Source organism: Halobellus sp. MBLA0158 (assembly GCF_041477585.1).
Classification (GTDB): Archaea; Halobacteriota; Halobacteria; order Halobacteriales; family Haloferacaceae; genus Haloquadratum; species Haloquadratum rubicundus.
In genome coordinates, this window is the sequence record NZ_JBGNYA010000002.1 from 38,987 (window position 1) to 54,397 (window position 15,411).

A 15,411-nucleotide genomic window follows, 5' to 3' on the forward strand; every position below is an offset into this window, starting at 1 on the left:
GTTATCAGCTCAGCCTATATTGACGCGTCTGACGGGCAAAGCGACTGGTATCTGCCAGCTAAGGACCTCCAACGAGGACTGTTCTGGCAACAGTTTCTGCACGAACTTCGCCGGAAATACGATGTCGAATCCGCTGTGTTTCTGGCCGATGGGGCCCAACACCTTCAAACTGCGTTAGCCAGTCTTCACTCCGATTTCAAATTGAACGCAATGGAAATCGGAATGCCATCGAGCGAATCTTTCGAGAAGTCAAACGTCGAAAGCCCTCGTTCTCAAACTGTTTTAGCCACGTTGAGCCTATGACCGCTGAAAATTGGCTCCAAGCATTTGCCGCCTGGCTCAATGCTCCCAACTAAACACTACCGAAGGCTATAATTATGCAATAGTGACTTTAAAATTTTATCAGCTCTACCAGAACAGTGGCGATGCAATATGGACGCGATAACTAGTACTGTGGACTACTACGGGTTCAGCACTATCTTGATGCCCTCACGGTCGGCTTCGGCCGTAAACCCAGATTCGTAGTCGGTCAACTCAAAAGCTGGACCTACAACCGGAGTCAGATCGACCGATTGCGCCAACGCCAGTGTCCGCCGCCAATCTGCCTCTCGACGGCCATTAATCGTCTGAATCGATACTTCCTCATTTAGTAGGCCGGTGAGATCTACAGGTACCCGGTCATCGTGGTAGACACCGATCTGCACGATTTCGCCACCCGGTCGCGTACTTTGTTCCGCAATTTTTAATGCAGATTCGTGTCCTGAGGCCTCAATGAACACGTCTACAGGGTTAGTGAGTGGTCCCGCCGAGACGTTTCGAGTCTCTGTTGCACCCATTTTCTCTGCAGTTGGGAGACGCATTTCCTCGTCGACGTCAGTACCAATCATAATTACTTCGCTTGCGCCCGCTTCGTTGGCGGCGATAAGGGCACTCAGCCCAGCCGATCCCGGTCCGGTAACTGCAACACGGTCACCAACTCCGAAGGTGGACGCCTCGATCGCGTGGACGCCTATGGCCAACAATTCGAGGAAGACACCTTCGTCAAAGGAAATACCATCAGGAAGTCTGTAGAGGTTCCGTGCTGGGACGATAACGTATTCAGCGAGTGCACCTGGAGTATCTTTGTCGATACCAATGGCCTTCCGACCATGGGGAGAGAAACCCGATACTTCAGTGCAGAGATTCTGTCGACCCTCGCGGCAATTCTGACAGTGGCCACAAGAGAAGCGTGGTTCAACGGCAACCCGTTCGCCACCTTCCCAGTTTGGCACATCCGGTCCGACCGCGTCAACTACTCCAGAAAATTCGTGGCCGAATATTTGAGGCAGATGCGGTTCATACCGGTGGAATGATTTTTCCCAGCGGTAGAACGGCCCTTCAACACCACCATCAATACCAACTGAACGTACCGCGATGCGAACTTCTCCCTCTCTTGGCTTTGGTACAGGACGTTCGGCTAGTTCCATACCTGGCTCGGCGTTACTCTTTTCTAATACGGCCATCTTCTTGTCACTCATTGACAACCATAACGTCCTGAATCTATAGTAATGAACTTTTCGAATTTATGGAATTACTGTAGAGGATGAGTCAGTGGAGACCAAGACGCTGAGGATCAGATAGATTAATCTCGATATCGTCAGCTGTCTCCATAATCTGAGATGCGAGAGTGTCCTCACAGTATTCACGGGTAATGCGGCTGGCTGCTCCGCCAATTGTGATAGCCCCCACCACTTCACCGTTGGCCGCCGTGATCGCAACCCCAATAGAATTGTAGCTCTTCCGTTCCTCGCCAATATTAAGCGCATACCCACGATCACGAATTTGATCAAGTGAGCGATACAATTCACTAGAATTTGTGATTGTTTGTTCAGTGAGTGGGTTGAGCCCATACGTATTGATGATTGAATCGACCTCTTCACGGGACAATTTTGCCATAATAGCCTTTCCCGACGCGGTACTGTGGATGGGTTTGACTGTCCCGGTTGCGATGTCGGCGTTCAGAGAGCTATCTTGAGCATACCCGTCAATCGAAATCGTATCCCCATTTTCGTATTTCACGCAACAGGTGATTTCTCCAGTTTCGCGGGAGAGAGTTTTGAGTTCGGTTCGGGATGCCTCATAGAGCGGATAATGGCTGCGGATTCGGTTACCGGTAACAAAGAAGCGTAATCCAGCTTGATACTTCCCATCACGCTTAACAACATATCCATATTCTCGCATCGTATTCAAGTGACTGTGGATGGTGCTCTTCGCAAGCCCAAGTTCCTCTGCGAGTTCTGTTACTCCTGTGATGTGTTTATCGCACAGTAACTCAATAATTTCGAACATCGTTTTCGTTGACTTGACGGATCGTTCAGAATCCATACTGTGTGGCTCACGTGCGCGACTAATATAAGCCTAAGGAGGGATAGAGAGTCGTGTTCAGTTGAAGTGATGGAAAGAGGTAGCTGATTTTGTGGTTCTCTATGCCAAAAGTTAGTTGCCTCAGCAGATGCACTAACTGGATTAATTTGGATTCTGTGCAGCGACAGCGGACACCCGAGCGTGCGTTGAAGCTCGGTGTCCAACTCCTGTTAGCTGGGCTGTCGCCCCGGAGTACTGTCTCGATTCTCGAAGAACTGGGTATTGAGCAATCCCGTAAAACAATCCACGATTGGGTGCAGAAGGCCGAGCTACAGCCCGCAGACGGTTGAGCCCGAATCACGTTGCACTCGACGAAACCGTGATTCGAATCAATAACGAGCCATTCTGGCTGTATGCTACCAACGATCCCGAGTCAAACGAGCTGCCGCATCTGGGATTGTTTTCAACGGCGATGACTGAACTCACCGATATATTTATGATCATTATTTTACAATTCTGCGTCGGATTTATGCTGTTTCTGGTCGATATCTCTCAACACCTCCAAACTGTGCTAACCAGCCCCCCAATTTCAAACTATACGGACTGGAAATTGGGAGGCCATCGAACGGATTTTTCGAGAGTTCAAGCGCAGAGCATCATTGTTCTCAAACTGTTTTAGCCACGTTGAGCCCTAACCGCCGTTAATTGGCTCGAAGAATTTGCTGCCTGATTCAATGCTCCAAACTAAACCCTACCCGTAGTTCGCCAAACGACTTTACAGCTGTATTCTATCGATCAATCTTGTCTCGTGTCAGTTCAATCGAATGACTTACTTCTGTTATCGAGGTCACAAAAATCGCAGTTCCTATTTTCAATGGTGACTATTGAGCGGAGAAATGTCACGTACGCAGCTTCAATTCACCATATACGACTTAGTAGGGAGGTCTGCAATAATTCGGTATTTTGATTTGAGCAGTTTTACGAAATAAGCAATTAGTATAAGTGTGTGCTACTTGTGGGATCAAAATATGCGCGCGATACGTTATCACAAACCTGGTGGTTCAGGGAAACTTCAAATTGATGAAATCAACCAACCAGAACCAGGCCCAAATGAAGTTTTAGTCAAAACACGTGCAGTTAGCGTCAATCCTGTTGATCTCGTTATTCGTAATTCCAGCCATACGAATCATCCGAAGACAATAGGATCAGATATCGCTGGGGAAGTAGAGTCGATTGGAGATGATGTCACGACATTCCAAGTTGGGGATCGCGTATTCGCGACAGGCCTACACGCTGGACATTTCTCGAGGGGTTCATTCGCTGACTACGTACTTATTCCCATTGATTTGCTTTCATCACTTCCAAAAGATGTGAGTTTTGAACATGGGGCTGCGATCGCCCTCGTCGGGGTTACTGCTTGGCGTGCGTTCATCCATCATACTAATATAAATCCCGGAGATACAGTTCTTATTCACGGAGGAAATGGTGGCGTTGGCCATATCGCGATCCAGATTGCAAGTCTAATAGGTGCCACAGTAATAGCAACTTCACGACGGAAGCACCATTCTATTTTAAGTGATCTTGGCGCCGATTACGTGTTTGACTATACCTCTAACGATCTCGGACAGGAAATTAAATCTAATTGTAATGGTGTAGATGTCATATTAGATAGCCATCCACAACAATATATATGTCTGAATACAGAACTACTGAATTTAAATGGGGATATTGTTATAATAAATGGAGCTGAAACAATTATTCCAGATATCACATCAATGCGTCAAAAAGAAATTGATCTACATATGATGAGTATGACGAATCTTGTCATACACCAAAATTTACCGGATATTGGATCAGTACTTAAAGAAATAGGGCAACTTATGTCGAACTCTCAACTCACTGTAAGAATACACCGGGAGTATAGTTTGGAATCCGCAGACGAAGCATACTCATTTCTGCAAGAGAATAGTGTCCTCGGCAAGGTTGTTGTTAAACCCTAATTCGTTGTCTGGTTAAGGATGAAGAATGATACAGTGAGATTCTTGATGATCTAGAGCCTGTCATAGAAAGCGTCACGTACGAAGCAGCAGGGTGCGGAAAGTGTGTCCAGCACAACCGCAACCCTGCAAGATGTGGATTCGGTAGACGACTTCTTGAATGTCGCGGCTACCGAGACAGTACCGCTGTTCGAGCACCTTGAGTTCGAGTTTCTGCTGGAGTACGACGTGTTCGCCCCCACTTCGAGGGGGCGAACACGAGTTCACGAGCCACCAGATCTCTTTCGCGGTTTCCTCCACTGCTACTACGAGGATGTCTACGGTACGCGTCCGGTTACACGAGAACTCCAGCACGGCCTCGTCTGGTACCACTGCGGGCTCGATAAACCACCATCCAGAGACACGGTTGATCGCTTTCTCACCGATCTCGAACACGTTATCGACGATATCTTCGACAGACTCGTCGAGCAGGCCGCCGCCCGCGGCCTGCTCGACTCCACATACTCTATCGATTCGACCCACGTTGAAGCGATCCAACACAACGACGCTGCCTCGTGGAATTACGATCCAACTGCTGAGGAGTACTACTACGGCTTCGGCTGTACGATCGTCTCAACTGGTGCAAAGATCCCGATAGCAGCGGAGTTCACACAAACCAAGCAAGCGGATCAGGAGGCGGCGATGCGCGTCACGCGTGACGCGCTCGCCGTCGATACACCGGTCTGGATGCTCGGAGACAGCGCCTACGACATCCTCGATTGGCACGACCACCTGCTGGCCGCAGGGGTCGTGCCAATCGCTCCATACAATCCGCGAAACACTGACGACCCGAAAGACATAGAGTACAGGGTCGAAGACCGAATCGAGGAATACAGTGAGGACGTGCAGCTGAAACGATCCATCTTGGAGGAGACGTACAACAACCGGACAGGAGTCGAACGAACCAACGACGCAGTCAAGGACTGCGGCCTCGGGCACATCCGCGCCCGAGGCCGCGTCCACGCACGAACACAAGTGCTCCTTGCGCTGTGTCTCCGACTCGTCGTGGCCATCACCAACTACGAGCGAGGAAACAATCCGGGCTGTGAGAAGCTATGAGATGGATTCTATGACAGGCTCGATATATATTGGTTCCGAGCATATGCATTGTTCAGATTAGCTGATTGAAGTAGGTGGCGAATGCTTACGACCAGTTTTGGATATTGTCTGGTTAAGGATTCTGAAGTGGTTGGCAAACGTTTCAGATCGGTGTGTTTCAGTTCTTTGAAAAAAACGTTCGACGGCATTACGAATCCCGTGGGTGACGTGGTGGAACCGGAGTGAATGACGATGCCAAGCCGCCTACAGCTACGGTGGATTATCGACCAGAAAGATCGCGTCAGAAGCGATGTGTCTTGTGAATTACCGTGAGGAACATCTCAGTCAGCGCGGAGGTCTTGGTCGAGAGCAATCACACGTGCAGAAGGCGATTCGAGTCGGGGTCAACTGAAGCAAACAACCAGTAGCGGTAGTTATTCACGCGGATTACGGTCTCACTGACCGTGACGTAATCCGGATCGTGATCCTCCACAGTCAGTAGATTTGCCTTCTGAATCCAGTCATAAACGGTGGATCGACAGCGCTCGACACCGAATCCATCAAAGACAGAGACGAAAGATCCACCTACTGAAGTTGAATACCCACTTATCGCCGGAGGGTGTCGCTTCTTGCTGCATAAACTCTAACTCTGGAAAGTCGCTACACTCGGTGAGGCGGTGTGGTTCTTGCATAGCACCGACGAACTACGACCGCCTCATTTTTCGATCTTATTTGAATAGTCTCGCTTAACCAACACTTAGTACAAAACACTATTTAAAAAATACCCCCATAAATTTAAAACTCTGTATTCCAATCTTCATTTGATGGAACAGAAAACCCAGAGTATGCGAGTTCTAGCAAAAACGGAACCTCAATCCGGGATGACCCTTCAGGAAAAACCAGTCCCAGAACCGGATCCCGATGAAGTTCGGCTACGTGTTAAATCAGTTGGAATTGATGGTGGTGTAGAGGCGCCGCTTTATCAGTGGGAGCCTAGCTACCAGCATTACGAAGAGCATCTACCACAAGTATTTGGCCATGAATTTGCTGGTGAGATAGACACGATCGGTGCTAATGTATCTAATTACAACATAGGAGACAGAGTAGCTGTCGAACCAAGTATATTCTGTGGGAACTGCCGTAATTGTAGAACAGGCGATTGGAATGTTTGCACCGAAATATCAGGATATGGGCCGTCTGGACAGAAGTCCATTGGAATAGATATCGATAGTGATGGCGCCCTTGCAGATTACGTAACTGTCCCGGCAAGTAATTTATACTCAATCCCGGATACAATAACATATGATGAAGGAACTTTCTTAGAATTACTAGCAATCGGGGTACATGCAATTGAAAAATCCGAATTTAAGCTTGGAGACCGGGTTGCAATAACTGGCCCTGGCTCAGTTGGGCTAAGTGCGTTAATTGCTGCGTCTGTTGGAGGGGCAAATAGTATCACAATGATTGGTGCTAGTTCTGATAAGAAACACCGTCTCCCGATTGCTGAACAGATGGGTGCATCACAAACGATAAATATTGAACAAGAGTCCATTGATGAGCCAGTGGATGTATTCATTGAAGCATCAGGACATACATCAGCGCTGAAAGCTGCAGAAGAAAATACAAAGAAAGGAGGAGAGATTATCCAAATAGGAGTCTACCATAACAAAGACACTGTACCGATAAATGTTAATTACCTGCTCAACAACGGTATTTCCATTAAAACTGTTTTTGGAAGAAAAGAATCTAGTTGGCATCGGGCAATCTCAATTGCAGAACAAACGGATCTATCGCCAGTTGTAGGTCCAAGCTTTGATTTGGAAGAGTATGAAAAAGCATTCGCTGCAGAGAATAATAGGGAAGGAGTCAAAGTCACTCTAAATCCATAGGCCCGATCGATTTTATTTAAAAATCTCCTCTACTAAGAGCGGTCGTGTTTAGTTACGGATGAAGAGTGAGGCGAGACGATTTCTTTATACTCTATGCCAGAAATTGTCCGCCTCAACGGATGTGCGGACTGTACTGATTTAGGTTTTGTAGAACGACAGCGGACACCCGAACGTGCGATGAAGCTCGATAATCAGCTGAAGTTGGCGGGATTGCCCCTGGTGGCTACCGTCTCTATCCTTGATAGGTTCGGTGTTGAACGATATCGCAAAGCAGTCCACGTTTGGACTCAAAAAGCCGACCATCACCCCGAACCGAAGCTCGCGCCAAAACCTCCTGGCGTGTCGATGCCGATCGAAGAGATCCTCGACATCCTGAATAACGCTTGGTAACCCTTGAGACAGCGTCCAACCTAGCGTGAAGTGAACTACGGTAGCACCTGATTTTCCAAGTCGGTCCACGAGCCAGATTCCTGAACGCGCTCAAGATTCCGGGACAGAATGTCAGCACGGCGCGACCAGTACTCAGGAGTATAGCCTGCAACGTGTGGCGTGATATAGACATTCTGGAAGTTCCAGAGTGGGTGATCCTGGGGAAGAGGCTCTGGATCCGTCACGTCAAGCGCAGCACCACCAAGTTGACCACGACGGATTACCCGCACCAAAGCGTCGGTGTCGACTACCTCTCCGCGGCTGACATTTACTAACATACTCTCAGCTGAAAGAGCATTGAGCGCGTCTGTGTCGATCAATCCCCGCGTCATTTCGGTCAGTGGGCACGCCAGTACGAGATAATCCGTTCGAACAAGTGCAGATTCGATCTCTTCGAATCCACAGACCTCGTCTGTTGGACCCCCCTTTTCGGGGGTGTAACGGACGCCAATCGTCTCAACCCCGAACGGGTCTAATCGGTTGGTGATCGCAGTTCCAACGGCCCCGAGACCCACAATAGTGACTGTTGAACCCCGTAATTCACCGTCTGTTTGAAAATGGTGCCACTCTGATCGCTCCTGTCGTCGTAGTCCTTCGTCAAGCCCCCGGACGGACATAAGCAACCAGCCAATGACGTGTTCGGCAATGTTTGGACCGTGAACTCCAGATGCGTTCGTCACGGTGATTTCCATCTCATTGAGGCGCCCCAGTGGAAGGTGATCGTATCCAGCCGAGACTGCAGCGAAGAGCCGGAGCTCCGTCGCTGCCGAGAGTACTTCTTCTGGGAGGAAAAGCCCTGTAATGACCTCGGCATCGGACGCAGCCTGTATTGTGTCCGCCGTTGTTCGTGGGTGAACAACGGTTGCCTCAGGCAGGCCTTCGGACAGTGCGTCGACGTACTCACTCACGGGGAGCCCGTGTACAGCATCATCGAGTACGAGAATTCGTACCATTTGTCGTCCAGTTAGTATTCAAATAGAGTAATCAAAATATTTCCCCTTCATTAGCGGGCGCTATTCAGATAATAATCACGAATGAGGCGGTGCAATTCTCTGAGTGGGCATTCCGTCGCCTGTACGATTACGTCTCCTACAAAGCCGAGGTACGCTGGGTTCAGGTTGAGCAGGTAAACCCGAAGAACACATCGAGGCAGTGTTCATCTTGTGGGTTCACACACGAGAACCGTCCGTCACAATACAAGTTCTGCTGTCAGCCTGCGAGTAGGAAAACCGCCCAGACTACAACGCCGCAAAGAACGTCGACTATCGACTCCTTCGCAACCATATTCTGGGCGATGGAGACGCATCCGTAGGCGTACGCTTGAACCCCGAAATGCTGAACGGAAACGGATCCAAGCACCTCTTCGGCCAGAGAGGGAGTCCACGGTGAACGCTACAGCCCATAGTGGACCTACTGTGGTAGTGTCTCCTCGTGGTCAGCCGCCAGCTCCTGGAACTCGTCCCACTCCGGGAGTCGGTCGTCGTCGACCTCGCCGTGCGTCTCGAGGTAGCGGAGCAAGGCGTCGATATCGTCTTCGAGGCCATACTTCGCCGCCTGCTCTCGGAGGTCCGCCTCGTCGACGTCGACGTGGCTGAGCAGGAGGAGACAGTACGAACGGTGGCGGCTGCCGTCGTCGATTAACAGTGTGTGACAGCAGAGCTCCGCCGGCGAGACTGCGTCGAGATCCTCGGAGTAGAAGTAGTAGCGATGGCCGGTGAGCAGGAACTGGAGGTCGAAGCCCGCGAATCGAGCGAGGCCGGTTTCGTGGAACGCCTCCGCATCGATCTCCGTCTCGGTCTGGGCGAGGAATTCGTCGTAGTCCTCCCAGAGAATCGTGCCCTTCGGGGCGACGGCTTCGAGGCGTTGGCGATGCAGATGGTGTGCAAGTTCACGTGCGAACTCGTGGAGGCGGTCGAAGTCGGCGTTGAACTCGTAGCGGCCGTCGGCCGTCCCGACGAGACCACGGTCGCGAAACCGCTTGAGGACCCGGTTGACCGTGTTGCGGTAGTTGTCGCTCCGGTCGGCGATCTCGGAGACGGTTCGCGGCTGGTCGAGGTAGTACAGCACCTCGAGTGCCTTGCCGGTCAGTAGCTCGGGGAAGTCAATGTGGGAGTGCTGACGAACGAGGTCCTGATAGAGCTCGACGGCGCGAGCATCCGACGGGATGACTCGTTTTCGCCGGCCATCGCGTTCCGTGTAGACGAGTCCCTTCTCGACGAGGTCGCCGACGGCACGAGAGAGATAGCTCTCGCTGTGGTCGAGCTTCGTCGCGAGTTCGGAGACCGTGTCGCCGCGGTCGACCGTGGCGAGGACCTCGAGTTCGATGCGCCGGAGCACGGTGTAACATAGGACGAAACTTATATATAAAGAATTTTCGAGTAGTGTTACAGTCAGCAGGCACGAGAGTCGTCTCCATCGTCTTAACCAACAAACCTATGGATTCGTGGGGAGTGTTGGTTAACACGAGAGTAGCCGATATCCTACGAACCCTGAACTGAGAGCCAAGCCGCCCCGACCAAGAGAAGGTCGCCCGCAGTCGTCAGAACTGCCGTGACCTTGAACGGCGTTTGATGGTTCACCACGTGTGCAACGTGGTCGGGATTGCCGACTAGGAAGTGAAGCGTGCCTTCGAAAGCGAGGCTGACGACGCCGGCACCGAACAGGACCGCGGCTCCGACTCGGTGATGACTACGGGCGACGAGTCCCGCACCTACGACGGGGAGAACGTATAGCGCGACCACAGCGACAACCGCGGTCCGTCCATTCGGGAAGACCGGGATTGCGACGTGAACGAATCCGTGGAGGGCTGTCAGCAGCAGATGGCCGGCCACCGCGGTGAAAACGAGTGTCCGTCGCTCCATCGAATTACACTGCCGACTCCGTACGAGAGTCGGGTCCGCTCGCGCCCGGCTCCGTGAGCCACTCTTCCCACGTGACAGTTCCAGTACGGTGGTCGGGACAGGTCGCGTGGCCGGCCCGGAACGCTGCCACCGTTTCACCGGGAACTGGTAACCGGATTATCGGCCGCCAGAGGCCGCGCACGTCGCGGTAGGCCCGCGCGATGTCTCCGACGGAGCAGATTTCGGGGCCACCGACGGGCTCGACCCGGCCGCTCGCTAAGTGCGTCGCATGATCCGCGATGACATCCGCAACCTCGCCGACGTCAACGGGCTGGAGTTGCATATCCGTGGGGAACGGCCACACCGGTAGTTTCGCCACAGAGTCCAGTATGTCCGCGATAAACGAGTGGAACTGTGTCGCGCGGACGATTGTCGTCGGAACGTCGCTCTCCTCGACTGCCGTCTCGGCGGCGCGCTTGTGTTCGTAGTAGGAATAGGGGATGTCGTCGATACCGACGATTGAGGGATAGAGGACGTGCTCGACGCCGGCCGACTCGGCCGCTTCGAGAAGCCGTTTCGTCCCCTGCACGTCGACCGCGGCCGTGTCGCCCTGCGGGGCCGTCGCCGCGTGAACGACGACATCGATATCTTCGAGTGCCGCTTCGAGGCCCGCCTCTTCGCGCACGTCGAGCTCCACCCAGTCGAGGTCTCCCCGGGATTCTTCGGGGGGCGAGCGGCTTGCCGGCCGGACGGTGTGTCCGGCCGCCGCGAGCCGTGGGCGGAGTGCCGTTCCGAGCGTTCCCGTCGCACCGGTCACCAGCGTTCTGACCATACACGAGAGTCGTGCTCTCGTGTCGAGTCGTTACTGCCGCGTGTGCTCGGCGGGTTTAAGTTCCGCATCGCGTATCGTCGCGTATGAAACACGTCCGGGTGCGCCTCGCGGCCCGCGGACGGGCGGGGGACATCCACCCGATGTACGGCGTGATGGCCGAATCGGCGTTCGTCGAACGGGCGACGGCCATTCAGTGGAACTACACCGGTGACGCGCTGGGCATCCTCCACTACGTCGTGGGCGATCCCGACGCGCTCGAACGCGCGATGCAGGAGATTCCGGAGGTACTCGGCTACGACATGGAACGCCTCGACGAGCGGTCCTGCTACGTGTACGTCCGGGACGCGACGACCGACTCGCTCCAGGAGATGTTCGACCCGATTTCGTCGGGCGGGCTGGTCGTCGTCCCGCCCATCGAATACGCCGCCGACGGGACGGTGGCCTTCTCTATGTTCGGGCCCGACAACGAGATTCAAACCGCAATCGAGAACGTCTCGGTTCCGGTCGACGTGACCATCGAATCGGTAGGCGGTCTCGCGGGTACAGCGGCCGCCGTCGAAACCCGCTTGACCGACCGCCAGCGCGAGGTCGTCGAAACGGCAATTGAGGTAGGCTACTACGACGTCCCGCGAACCGCTAGCCAAGAGGATGTCGCCGCCGAGTTGGGCTGTGCGCCGAGCACCGCCGCCGAACACCTGCGCAAAGCCGAATCGCGGATGCTTCGGGCGCAGTTCGCCTGAGGATGCTCGTACCGAAGCGACGGCTGCGACGTCTCACGTCCCACTCACACGTATACTGCAGACAGAGGTATGCCCGTTGGCCGCGTAGCACTCTCACTCACCGTGCCCTCCCATCAGCCAACTGCTGCCGATCTATCCTCTTCGCGCCGGAAGGCGGTCCTCTTCTGTCCGAACTGCGGCCACGAAAGCGACGTCACGGGCGACTGGCACGTCCGCACCGAGGGCAAGCACCGAATCTACGACTGCCCGGACTGCGGCACGCCGATTACGAGACGGACCCGCGACGAGCCGCTCCTCGCGCCCTGTGCGTATCTCTACCGCCCGGTTTCGGGGTGTACGGAGGCAGAATTGCTTATCCGGCAGTTACGGGGTAACGACGAGTTTTCCCACGTAACCACCTGTGAGTATCTCTTGGTGCGCCCGAGCAGCGTCGTCGAACGCGTAGGTGTCGGCGACGACAGGAGCCAGTACGTCCTGCTCCATCAGACGGGCGAGTCGTTTTAACACCGGCCGTCGGGACGGGTGATTATCCATCTTCAGCGGCTGAATGGTCACTTCCTTGTTGTAGAAGGGACGCCCGTTCGTCTCGGGGATGTGCCCCATCGTACTGATAATCGTCCCTCCCTCGGTGACGACTTCGAGATCGAGGTCGAGATACTCCTCGAGTTGGTGGTCGAGAATCGTGTCGACTCCAGCACCGTCGGCCGCGGCCAAAATGTCTTCTGCGAGGGAGTCGCTCTCGTAGTCGAACACGACGGACGCTCCGAGATCCGTGAGCCGGGCCCGAACGGCCTCCGACCCGGCCGTCGTAATGACCTCCGCCCCGCTGTGTGCTGCAATCTGGACTGCGGCGTGGCCCACACCACCAGAACCGCCGTGGATGAGGACGCGATCGCCGGCCTGGACGCCAGCAAGGTCTTCCAAGGCAGTCCAAGCAGTAGCGCCGACGTTGCCGATGGCACCCCCGTCAGCCCAGGACACACCGTCGGGAAGCAGCGCCAGTTTCTCCGCCGGGATTATAGCGTACTCGGCGAAAGTGCCGCCCTCGGCACGGTCCATGCCTGACGCGAAGACTCGGTCACCGGGTTCGAAGGCAGCGACGTCCTCGCCGACCGCTGCAACGAGTCCTGCACCGTCACCGCCGGGAATCGATGGCAGCGGGAGGTCGCCGTACTGGCCGGAACGGAACATCACGTCGACGCGGTTGACGCTGGCGGCCCGCATTTCGACGAGGACTTCGTCGCGGTCGGGCGTTGGGCGGTCGACCTCGTCGATTTGGAGCACGTCTGCGCTCCCGTAATCGTGGTAGCGAACCGCTCTCATCTCTCAGTCACCTCAGACTGGTAGGTTGCCGGGGTGCTAATCGCTAGCGCGCTGCGCCATCGCATATCGTTCGTGGTCGGAATCGGCGACATCACATCCAACACAAAGGGGACAGTCCGAGTAGCGGTTGTGTGGACGATACTCCACGGGTTTATGTTGGGGGTGGACAGCGTGGATGGCCCCGAAGACAGTGGAATCGAATCTACAGAAACGCCCAGTCGAGGAGGTGAATTTTAGCCGTGGTGACGCGTCATACAAGATGTCGTCAGTCGCTATGAAACACATCCGGATCACAGTCCGTCCCGATCTCGACCGGGCACCCCCGTTTCTACGGTACTTACTGGATGCAGAGGCGCATGAGGAAGCACGGGCTATCGACTGGAACCGCGGCGATTCGGAGCGTTCGACGCACCTCTACGCGATCGCCGGCGACGGCAACACCTTCGCCGAACTGGCACGGGAGACGGACGGCGTCGAATCAGTCGAACTCTCGGCCCCCGACGCTCGCGTGTCGTACGCGCTCATCGAACTACAGGACGCGGCAGTCCCGATATTCGGCGGGTCCGCAACGGCGATCGACCGCGCCGGACTGGTGGTTCGGCGACCACTCGTCTACCGCGATGGCCGCATCCACGGCCACATCGTCGGCGATCCGAACACACTACAATCGACGATTGATGACCTCCCGGGGAGTGTTTCCGTACAGATCGAGACGATTCGACAGTTCCCGAGCGCCGACGTGAATCCGGCCACGACGCTGAGCGACCGGCAACGAGAAGCGCTTCAAGCAGCTGTCGCGTTGGGATACTACGATACGCCGCGCGAGGCTACACACGCCGACATCGCCGACGAGTTAGACTGCGCGCCGAACACAGCGAGCGAACATCTTCAAAAAGGCGAGGCGAAACTCGTCAGGGCCGGGCTAGCAGCGTTCACGTCGTCACTGTGATGAATCATCCAACTCCCTGACCGCTCGACTTGCGTTGCTTCAAGTACTATTGTCCACTGTATGAGACGTTGTAGTATTGCTTCGACTTGATGTGGCGTTCGGCTTCAGCATCCCGGTTCTCCTCGTTCATACCCGTATTCCGTGAGTTGCGTCCTTGTCTTTTGGTCCCCGCTCCCAAGGAGACCTACCGAGATGGAACGATTCAGACGAGGGGCCCCGCACGGCCTCCCGACCTGTGGACTAGGTAATAAACCTGCCCGCGTTACTGGGAGCAAGGGTGAGCGGGCGCCACCCCATGTATTTCAGATGTGATGTGCAACACAGACGGCGATACCGCGACCGGCGGCTGTTGTGGCGCAGGCGAACAGAAACCCGAAGACGGGGCCGGCCACTGGCTGGGCGATGTCACCCTCGACCAGCAACTCCCCGCAGACCTGCAAGCGGCGCTCGGTCGGTTCCTCGGCGTCGGGTCAGTCGATACACTAAACGAGTGGAGCGCACTGATTCGGGGGCAAACCGGTGGGGCCATCAGTGCTGACCACCTCTGTCACACCGACGAGGAAACCGGCCACTGGGGCGAGGTGGACGGCGAGCGCCACCACTTCCAGTGTTTCTACGACGCAGTCGTCCTCGCCGCGCTCACGGACCGGCCGGTCGACATCCACACCGTCAGCCCCGGTGGAACTGCCATCGAAGCGCGTGCCGTCAGCGGGGAGGACCTATCGGTTACGCCCGAGTCGGCCGTCTTCTCGCTTGGCATCGCGTCGGACGCCCACGAGCGGTCCGGGGGCGCCCCAACGCTGCAGGATAGCTACGCCGCCATCTGCCCGTACGTCAAAGCCTTCCCGAACCGCGACGCGTACGAGCAGTGGGCCGACGAGGTTCCGGCCGCGACGGTAGCCACACCCCTCTCGGGCGCGACGGCGTTCGCCCGGGCGCTGACCACGGAGGGAGACGATGACTGATGCGGATAACTGCCAAGGAGAGGAGAA

The 15,411-nt window shown here is 54.9% G+C and carries 15 protein-coding genes and 4 pseudogenes; 11 read left to right on the forward strand and 8 right to left on the reverse strand.

Annotation, left to right across the window (positions count from 1 at the left end):
• Positions 1–93: 93 nt before the first annotated feature.
• Positions 94–356: pseudogene (locus OS889_RS16055) on the forward strand (IS6 family transposase); the annotation flags it as partial.
• 105 nt (positions 357–461) lie between these two features.
• Here OS889_RS16055 and OS889_RS16060 read toward each other — a convergent pair.
• Positions 462–1,517 carry a zinc-dependent alcohol dehydrogenase gene (locus OS889_RS16060; protein WP_372391747.1) on the reverse strand — a complete coding sequence of 352 codons (1,056 nt, stop codon included), beginning with the start codon at positions 1,515–1,517 and terminating at the stop codon, positions 462–464.
• A gap of 70 nt (positions 1,518–1,587) precedes the next feature.
• Positions 1,588–2,364 (reverse strand): IclR family transcriptional regulator, encoded by a 777-nt coding sequence (locus tag OS889_RS16065; protein WP_372391749.1) that lies wholly within the window; start codon positions 2,362–2,364, stop codon positions 1,588–1,590.
• A 101-nt stretch (positions 2,365–2,465) separates the two neighbouring features.
• Between OS889_RS16065 and OS889_RS16070 the strand changes: the two are divergent.
• From OS889_RS16070 to OS889_RS16080, 3 genes and pseudogenes are all read left to right on the forward strand, one after another.
• A pseudogene (locus OS889_RS16070) lies at positions 2,466–3,073 on the forward strand (transposase domain-containing protein).
• 274 nt (positions 3,074–3,347) lie between these two features.
• Positions 3,348–4,343 carry a quinone oxidoreductase family protein gene (locus tag OS889_RS16075; protein ID WP_372391752.1) on the forward strand — a complete coding sequence of 332 codons (996 nt, stop codon included), beginning with the start codon at positions 3,348–3,350 and terminating at the stop codon, positions 4,341–4,343.
• 102 nt (positions 4,344–4,445) lie between these two features.
• Positions 4,446–5,438, forward strand: a complete 993-nt coding sequence (locus tag OS889_RS16080; protein ID WP_372391754.1) for a transposase — start codon at positions 4,446–4,448, stop codon at positions 5,436–5,438.
• Positions 5,439–5,523: 85 nt separating this feature from the next.
• Here the strand turns inward: OS889_RS16080 and OS889_RS16085 are convergent.
• Positions 5,524–6,109 (reverse strand): annotated as a pseudogene (locus OS889_RS16085) (transposase domain-containing protein).
• A 132-nt stretch (positions 6,110–6,241) separates the two neighbouring features.
• On the opposite strand from OS889_RS16085, the gene OS889_RS16090 reads away from it, so the two are divergent.
• Positions 6,242–7,306, forward strand: a complete 1,065-nt coding sequence (locus OS889_RS16090) for a zinc-dependent alcohol dehydrogenase (RefSeq protein WP_372391756.1) — start codon at positions 6,242–6,244, stop codon at positions 7,304–7,306.
• A gap of 93 nt (positions 7,307–7,399) precedes the next feature.
• A complete protein-coding gene (locus OS889_RS16095) occupies positions 7,400–7,696 on the forward strand; it encodes a hypothetical protein (RefSeq protein ID WP_372391758.1) in 297 nt (98 codons plus the stop codon).
• Between the two features lie 35 nt (positions 7,697–7,731).
• Here the strand turns inward: OS889_RS16095 and OS889_RS16100 are convergent, their stop codons facing one another.
• Positions 7,732–8,688 carry a D-2-hydroxyacid dehydrogenase gene (locus OS889_RS16100; protein WP_372391761.1) on the reverse strand — a complete coding sequence of 319 codons (957 nt, stop codon included), beginning with the start codon at positions 8,686–8,688 and terminating at the stop codon, positions 7,732–7,734.
• An 89-nt stretch (positions 8,689–8,777) separates the two neighbouring features.
• Here OS889_RS16100 and OS889_RS16105 point away from each other — a divergent pair, with 89 nt between their 5' ends.
• Complete coding sequence (locus tag OS889_RS16105) at positions 8,778–9,047, forward strand: zinc ribbon domain-containing protein (protein ID WP_372391763.1); 270 nt, start codon at positions 8,778–8,780, stop codon at positions 9,045–9,047.
• A gap of 98 nt (positions 9,048–9,145) precedes the next feature.
• On the opposite strand, the gene OS889_RS16110 is transcribed toward OS889_RS16105, so the two are convergent.
• The 3 genes from OS889_RS16110 to OS889_RS16120 all read right to left on the reverse strand — a co-directional run bounded on the left by OS889_RS16110 (position 9,146) and on the right by OS889_RS16120 (position 11,407).
• The gene (locus tag OS889_RS16110; protein ID WP_372391765.1) at positions 9,146–10,072 is read right to left on the reverse strand and encodes a helix-turn-helix transcriptional regulator; all 927 of its coding nucleotides are present in this window, start codon (positions 10,070–10,072) and stop codon (positions 9,146–9,148) included.
• Between the two features lie 143 nt (positions 10,073–10,215).
• Positions 10,216–10,596 carry a hypothetical protein gene (locus OS889_RS16115; RefSeq protein WP_372391767.1) on the reverse strand — a complete coding sequence of 127 codons (381 nt, stop codon included), beginning with the start codon at positions 10,594–10,596 and terminating at the stop codon, positions 10,216–10,218.
• A gap of 4 nt (positions 10,597–10,600) precedes the next feature.
• On the reverse strand, positions 10,601–11,407 hold the full coding sequence (locus tag OS889_RS16120) for an SDR family oxidoreductase (protein ID WP_372391769.1): 807 nt from the start codon (positions 11,405–11,407) through the stop codon (positions 10,601–10,603).
• Between the two features lie 140 nt (positions 11,408–11,547).
• Here OS889_RS16120 and OS889_RS16125 point away from each other — a divergent pair, with 140 nt between their 5' ends.
• Complete coding sequence (locus OS889_RS16125) at positions 11,548–12,147, forward strand: helix-turn-helix domain-containing protein (RefSeq protein ID WP_443673233.1); 600 nt, start codon at positions 11,548–11,550, stop codon at positions 12,145–12,147.
• Positions 12,148–12,216: 69 nt separating this feature from the next.
• Positions 12,217–12,411: pseudogene (locus OS889_RS16825) on the forward strand (DUF8106 domain-containing protein); the annotation flags it as partial.
• A gap of 99 nt (positions 12,412–12,510) precedes the next feature.
• On the opposite strand, the gene OS889_RS16130 reads toward OS889_RS16825, so the two are convergent.
• Positions 12,511–13,470 carry a quinone oxidoreductase family protein gene (locus OS889_RS16130; RefSeq protein ID WP_372391773.1) on the reverse strand — a complete coding sequence of 320 codons (960 nt, stop codon included), beginning with the start codon at positions 13,468–13,470 and terminating at the stop codon, positions 12,511–12,513.
• A gap of 175 nt (positions 13,471–13,645) precedes the next feature.
• Between OS889_RS16130 and OS889_RS16135 the strand changes: the two genes are divergently transcribed.
• Positions 13,646–14,419, forward strand: a complete 774-nt coding sequence (locus OS889_RS16135; RefSeq protein ID WP_372391775.1) for a helix-turn-helix domain-containing protein — start codon at positions 13,646–13,648, stop codon at positions 14,417–14,419.
• Positions 14,420–14,730: 311 nt separating this feature from the next.
• Positions 14,731–15,384 carry an organomercurial lyase gene (gene merB / locus OS889_RS16140; protein ID WP_372391777.1) on the forward strand — a complete coding sequence of 218 codons (654 nt, stop codon included), beginning with the start codon at positions 14,731–14,733 and terminating at the stop codon, positions 15,382–15,384.
• Positions 15,385–15,411 lie beyond the last annotated feature (27 nt).

Excerpts from the sequence above, each read along its gene's own strand:
- OS889_RS16120 (WP_372391769.1), bottom strand. The coding sequence starts at position 11,407 with ATGGTCAGAACGCTGGTGACCGGTGCGACGGGAACGCTCGGAACGGCA.
- OS889_RS16125 (WP_443673233.1), top strand. The coding sequence starts at position 11,548 with ATGTACGGCGTGATGGCCGAATCGGCGTTCGTCGAACGGGCGACGGCC.
- OS889_RS16115 (WP_372391767.1), bottom strand. The coding sequence starts at position 10,596 with ATGGAGCGACGGACACTCGTTTTCACCGCGGTGGCCGGCCATCTGCTG.
- OS889_RS16135 (WP_372391775.1), top strand. The coding sequence starts at position 13,646 with ATGGCCCCGAAGACAGTGGAATCGAATCTACAGAAACGCCCAGTCGAG.
- OS889_RS16130 (WP_372391773.1), bottom strand. The coding sequence starts at position 13,470 with ATGAGAGCGGTTCGCTACCACGATTACGGGAGCGCAGACGTGCTCCAA.
- OS889_RS16065 (WP_372391749.1), bottom strand. The coding sequence starts at position 2,364 with ATGGATTCTGAACGATCCGTCAAGTCAACGAAAACGATGTTCGAAATT.
- OS889_RS16090 (WP_372391756.1), top strand. The coding sequence starts at position 6,242 with ATGGAACAGAAAACCCAGAGTATGCGAGTTCTAGCAAAAACGGAACCT.
- OS889_RS16100 (WP_372391761.1), bottom strand. The coding sequence starts at position 8,688 with ATGGTACGAATTCTCGTACTCGATGATGCTGTACACGGGCTCCCCGTG.
- OS889_RS16060 (WP_372391747.1), bottom strand. The coding sequence starts at position 1,517 with ATGAGTGACAAGAAGATGGCCGTATTAGAAAAGAGTAACGCCGAGCCA.
- merB (WP_372391777.1), top strand. The coding sequence starts at position 14,731 with ATGTGCAACACAGACGGCGATACCGCGACCGGCGGCTGTTGTGGCGCA.
- OS889_RS16095 (WP_372391758.1), top strand. The coding sequence starts at position 7,400 with ATGCCAGAAATTGTCCGCCTCAACGGATGTGCGGACTGTACTGATTTA.